The following is a 5,006-nucleotide window of genomic DNA, read 5'->3' on the forward strand; positions in this document are numbered from 1 at the left end:
CCCGCATCGTGCGCGAAGTGGTCGCCGCCGGCTTCGAGGTGATCCCCATCCCCGGAGCCTCCGCGCTCCTCGCTGCGCTCGTGGCCTCCGGCGTCGAGGCGGACACCTTCACCTTCGTCGGCTTCCCGCCGCGCAAGGGTCCCGAGCGCGCCGAGCTGCTGGAGGAGGTCGCCTCGTCGCGGCGCGCATCGGTGCTCTACGAGTCGCCCAACCGCGTCGCCAAGCTCCTCGCGGACATCGCCGAAGCGGCGGGCGCGGATCGCCGCGTGGCCGTCGCGCGCGAGCTCACCAAGATGCACGAGGAGTTCTTTCGCGGCACCGCCTCCGAAGGCGCCGCGCACTTCTCGGCCGGCGAGGTGCTGGGCGAGATCGTCGTCGTCGTCGCGGGCCGAACCGTCGATGCTCCCGCCGAGGGAGCCGTGGACGAGCTCGCGGCGCGCTCGATGGCGGACGCCCTTCTCGCTCAGGGCCAGTCGCCCAGCGGGATCGCGAAGGAGCTGCGCAGGCGCCTGGGCATCGCCCGCAACGACGCCTACCGCATCGCCCAGGAAGCCGCCGGCGAGTAGCCCACCCCCCCGAGGCCCACCCATGCGCGTTTTCCATCTCGCCACATTCGCCGCGACCTGCCTTTCGGCCGCGGCGTGCGACCCGACCTACTGTTCGGAGGTGTACGGCACCGTGCGGACCGCCGCCGGCCAGCCCGCGCCGGACAGCACCAAGATCATGTTCTACATCGGCCCCCCGCCGCCGGATACGGCGTCGTTCGCGCACGTGCTGGATTCGACCTACACGAGAGCGGGCGGCGAGTACGAAAAGGACTTCCGCCTGTTCATCATGAGCCTCTCCTCCATCGGCATCCGCACCCTGGGCACGGATACCCTCGCGCGCATCCGCAGCAGCACGCGGTGCGGGCGTCCGCCGCGCACCCGCGTGGACCTGGTCGGCGCGCCGGGGCGGTAGGAGAGGCGTCGCGGGAGGCCGCACGGCGGCTCATGCGCAAGGGCACAAACAAAAACGCAGGGCCCCCTGGAATACGAGATTCCAGGGGGCCCTGCAGTCCCGGGGAGATGCCTCTCGGCAGAGGTCCCTGGGCTCCGTCTCTAACGTAAAGGGAGGGTGAGCAAAATGCAAGGCGCGGATCCGGAAGCGGTAGAGTTGCTCTCGCGTGACCGGCTCGAGGGCTTCCGTGACCGGCGGGACGACACGGACAAGCTCCTGATCGGTCGCTACCTGTTGAACGCCGCCGTCGCGGAGGCGCTGCATCCGCTATTGCACGCGGTAGAGGTAATCCTGCGGAACCGCGTCAACGAAGCCGTTTCCGCACGGTATCCAATCGACTCCGATGCTCCGGGCGAGTACCTGGATTATCCCTCCTGGCTCGACGCGGTGAACGGTCCTCTGACCCCTTCTCACCGCAAGCACGTCGACGAGGCGAAAGCCAAAGTCTTCAAAGAGCTGCGGAGGCGGTACGGGCCGGGCGCCGCTTCGGCGCGGCGGATGCGGACGCCCGGCCGCTTGGTTGGAGCGCTCCCGTTCGGATTCTGGGTGTACCTCTTCGACCCGGAGTACTCCGGTACGCGGAGTTCACCGGGGAGCCTCTGGCCTGACCTCCTCCCCGAGGTGTTTCCCCATAAGCGGAACGTGTCGATCGGCGAGATTCGCAGCCGTCTGCGCCGATTCCTGGTTCTGCGGAACCGGGTGATGCACCACGAGCGTATCTACCCGTACACCGAGGGCAAGGGACTACCCTGGGACCCGACCGCAATCCGCGCCAACATCGTGGAGACGCTTTCATGGATGAGCCCGAGAGCCGCGGAACTGGTTGGCCACTTCGAACGGGTACCGGAAGTCATGCATCCGCTGAACCTCCGTTACCTGCGATGGGTGCCCTGGAGGTTCTGATCGTTCGCGAGGCCGGGTCGGAGCCTGCGGTCCCCTCCGCGGCTACCTTTCGGTTTTCGCCCCTGCCGCGTAGATTGCACCGGTTTACACACCCGGAAGTCCGCGCAACCGGCAGCCGCATGGCCGCCATTTCTACATAGAGCCAGATGGAACGGTACTTCGACGACAACCACCTGATGATTCGCGACATGGTGCGCGAGTTCGCCAGGAACGAGATCGCGCCCGTCGCGGGGGAGATGGACCAGAAGTCAGAGTTTCCGTGGGAGAACGTCAAGAAGATGTCGGAGCTGGGCCTGCTGGGCGTGCCCTGGCCGGAGGAGCTGGGGGGTGCCGGGATGGACGGGATCGCGTACATGATCACCATCCACGAGCTCGCCCGGGTGGACGCGTCACACGCCATCACCGTGTCGGCGCACACCACACTGGGCACCTCGCCCATTATGTCGTTCGGTACGCAGGAGCAGAAGGAGCGGTTCGTGCCGTTCCTCGCCAGCGGGCAGGTGCTGGGCGGCTTCGGGCTCACCGAGCCGGGCGCGGGGTCGGACGCGGGAGGGACGCAGACCACTGCCGTGAAGACGGACGGCGGGTGGATCCTGAACGGGAGCAAGATCTTCATCACGCACGCGGGCGTCGGCGAGGTCTTCGTGGCCACCGCCGTCACGGATCGTGAGAAGGGGTCCAAGGGTATCACCTCCTTCATCGTCACCAAGCCCACGACCGACATGGAGCGGGCGCGCGAGGTGGGGGTGGGGCACTCGGACGAGCTCCAGTTCATCGAAGGGGTGCGGGCGGGGAAGAAGGAGGACAAGATGGGGTGGCGCGCTTCGGACACCCGCGAGCTGGTGTTCGAGGACGCGTTCGTGCCGGACGAGAACGTGCTGGGGGAGCCCGGGATGGGCTTCATCAACTTCATGAAGACGCTGGATGCGGGCCGCATCGGCATCGGCGCGCTTTCGCTCGGCATCGCCGAGGGCGCGTACGAAGAGGCGGTGAAGTACGCCAGCGAGAGGAAGCAGTTCGGAAAGTCGATCGCGGAGTTCCAGGGCCTCCAGTTCATGCTGGCGGACATGGCGACCGAGATCGAAGCGGCCAAGCACCTGGTCTACAACGCGGCCTGGCTCAAGGAGCAGGGGAAGCCCTACTCCAAGGAAGCCTCCATGGCCAAGCTGTTCGCCTCCGAGGTCGCCATGCGCGTGACCACGAAGGCGGTGCAGGTGCACGGCGGCTACGGCTACACGAAGGAATACCCGGTGGAGCGCATGATGCGCGACGCCAAGATCTGCGAGATCGGGGAGGGCACCAGCGAGATCCAGCGCATGGTCATCGCCCGGCACATCCTCCGCGAGCTCAGCGCCTAACGGAAATGGCCGTCCTCGCGTGCTTTACGGCGTGCGGGCGGCTCCAGAGGTCTACATGGTCGGAAGCAACCCGGTCGGGGAGCGCCCCTGCGCTTCCCGCGCTCCGCGCATTGCGCCCGGGTGTCGCCTTCACCCCTCCGCGAGAGAGGCGGCGTGAAGCGCGAGATCCTGATGAACACCACCGCCAAGGAGACGCGCGTCGCCATCCTTGAAGACGACGTCCTGGTGGAGCTGATGGTGGAGCGCCCGGACGCGGCGCGCATGGTGGGCGACATCTACAAGGGGAAGGTGGAAGCGGTCCTCCCGGGGATCCAGGCCGCCTTCGTCAACATCGGCACCGAGAAGGCCGCCTTCCTCCACGTCTCGGACGTGGCGCTGGAAGAGGGCTCCGGCGGCGATGACGACGACGACGCCCCGGCTCCGGCCGCGGTGGAGGATGACGGCGCCAACGGAAACGGCAAGCGCGGGCGCGGCTACCCGGCGATCCAGGAGGTGGTGAAGAAGGGGCAGGAGCTCCTGGTGCAGGTCTCCAAGGAGCCCATCAGCACCAAGGGGCCACGGGTCACCGCCAACATCTCGCTCCCCGGCCGCTTCCTGGTGTACATGCCGGGATCGGACCACGTAGGAGTGTCGCGCAAGATCGAGGACAAGGAGGAGCGGGCCCGCCTCCGCGCCCTGGCCCGCGAGATCCTCCCGGAGAAGTCCGGCGGCGTCATCGTGCGCACCGTGGGCGAGGAGCTCACGCGCGAGACGTTCGAGCGCGAGATGCGCTCGCTGATGTCCACCTGGAAGAACATCCAGAAGAAGGCCGCCCGCGGCCGCGCCCCCGCCCCGGTGCACCGCGAGGCGAAGCTGACCTCCGGCATCATCCGCGACCTCTTCTCTCAAAAGGTGGACTCGCTGGTTGTGGACACGCAGATCGTCTTCGACGAGGTGCGCGCCTACCTGGAGCAGGTGGACCCCACGCTGGTGGAGCGGGTGCACCTGTACACCGACTCCACGCCTCTCTTCGACGCGCGCGGTCTGGAGAGCGAGATTCGCGACGCCTTCCAACGCCGCGTGAACCTGGCCTCGGGCGGCTACATCATCGTGGAGCCCACGGAGGCGCTGGTCTCCATCGACGTGAACACGGGGCGCTACACGGGGAAGAAAGACCCCGAGAAGACGATCCTCAAGACCAACGTCGACGCGGCCAAGGAGATCGCGCGGCAGTTGAGGCTGCGCGACGTGGGCGGGATCATCGTCTGCGACTTCATCGACATGGAGTCGAAGCAGAACCGCGAAAAGGTGCTGCAGGAGCTGCGCACGCACCTGGCTCGCGACCGGGCGCGCACCAAGGCCTTCCAGGTGTCGGAGCTGGGGCTGATCGAGATGACGCGCCAGCGCGTGCGCCCCTCGCTCTACCAGACGCAGACGGAGGCGTGCCCCACCTGCTCCGGCACGGGCCGCGTCTTCACGCCGGAGACCTTGGTGCGCCGCATCGAGCGCTCCGTCCGCCGCGTCGCCGCCGACGGCAAGGAGAAGGCGCTGCAGTTCCGCGTGCACCCCGAGGTCGCGCTCTACGTGATCGAGGAGGAGCCCGGGTTCGTGAAGGGGCTGGAGAAGCAGTTCCGCCTGCAGCTCGCTCTCCGCGACGATCCCCTCATGCGGCCGGACGAGGTGCGGCTGATCGGGGCGCAGTCGCAGGTGGATCTGACGAGCCGGTACGTTCCGGAGTAGGGAGGGGGCCGCGCGGGGGGGGGGGGG

Annotated in this window: 5 protein-coding genes; all 5 read left to right on the forward strand. The window is 67.8% G+C overall.

All coding sequences use genetic code 11. The features are described 5' to 3' along the window. Positions 1-566 (forward strand): SAM-dependent methyltransferase (locus VF647_25775; GenBank protein HEX8455515.1); only part of this gene is annotated, 566 nt, incomplete at its 5' end. Between the two features lie 22 nt (positions 567-588). Continuing rightward, the gene (locus VF647_25780) at positions 589-960 is read left to right on the forward strand and encodes a hypothetical protein (GenBank protein ID HEX8455516.1); all 372 of its coding nucleotides are present in this window, start codon (positions 589-591) and stop codon (positions 958-960) included. 165 nt (positions 961-1,125) lie between these two features. Continuing rightward, positions 1,126-1,902: a hypothetical protein gene (locus VF647_25785; protein ID HEX8455517.1), complete on the forward strand. Its 777-nt coding sequence runs from the start codon at positions 1,126-1,128 to the stop codon at positions 1,900-1,902. 146 nt (positions 1,903-2,048) lie between these two features. Beyond that, positions 2,049-3,260 (forward strand): acyl-CoA dehydrogenase, encoded by a 1,212-nt coding sequence (locus VF647_25790; GenBank protein HEX8455518.1) that lies wholly within the window; start codon positions 2,049-2,051, stop codon positions 3,258-3,260. Between the two features lie 153 nt (positions 3,261-3,413). After that, positions 3,414-4,979, forward strand: coding sequence for an Rne/Rng family ribonuclease (locus tag VF647_25795; protein ID HEX8455519.1), 1,566 nt, complete (start codon positions 3,414-3,416; stop codon positions 4,977-4,979). Positions 4,980-5,006 lie beyond the last annotated feature (27 nt).

Source organism: Longimicrobium sp., from assembly GCA_036387335.1.
Taxonomy (GTDB): Bacteria; Gemmatimonadota; Gemmatimonadetes; order Longimicrobiales; family Longimicrobiaceae; genus Longimicrobium.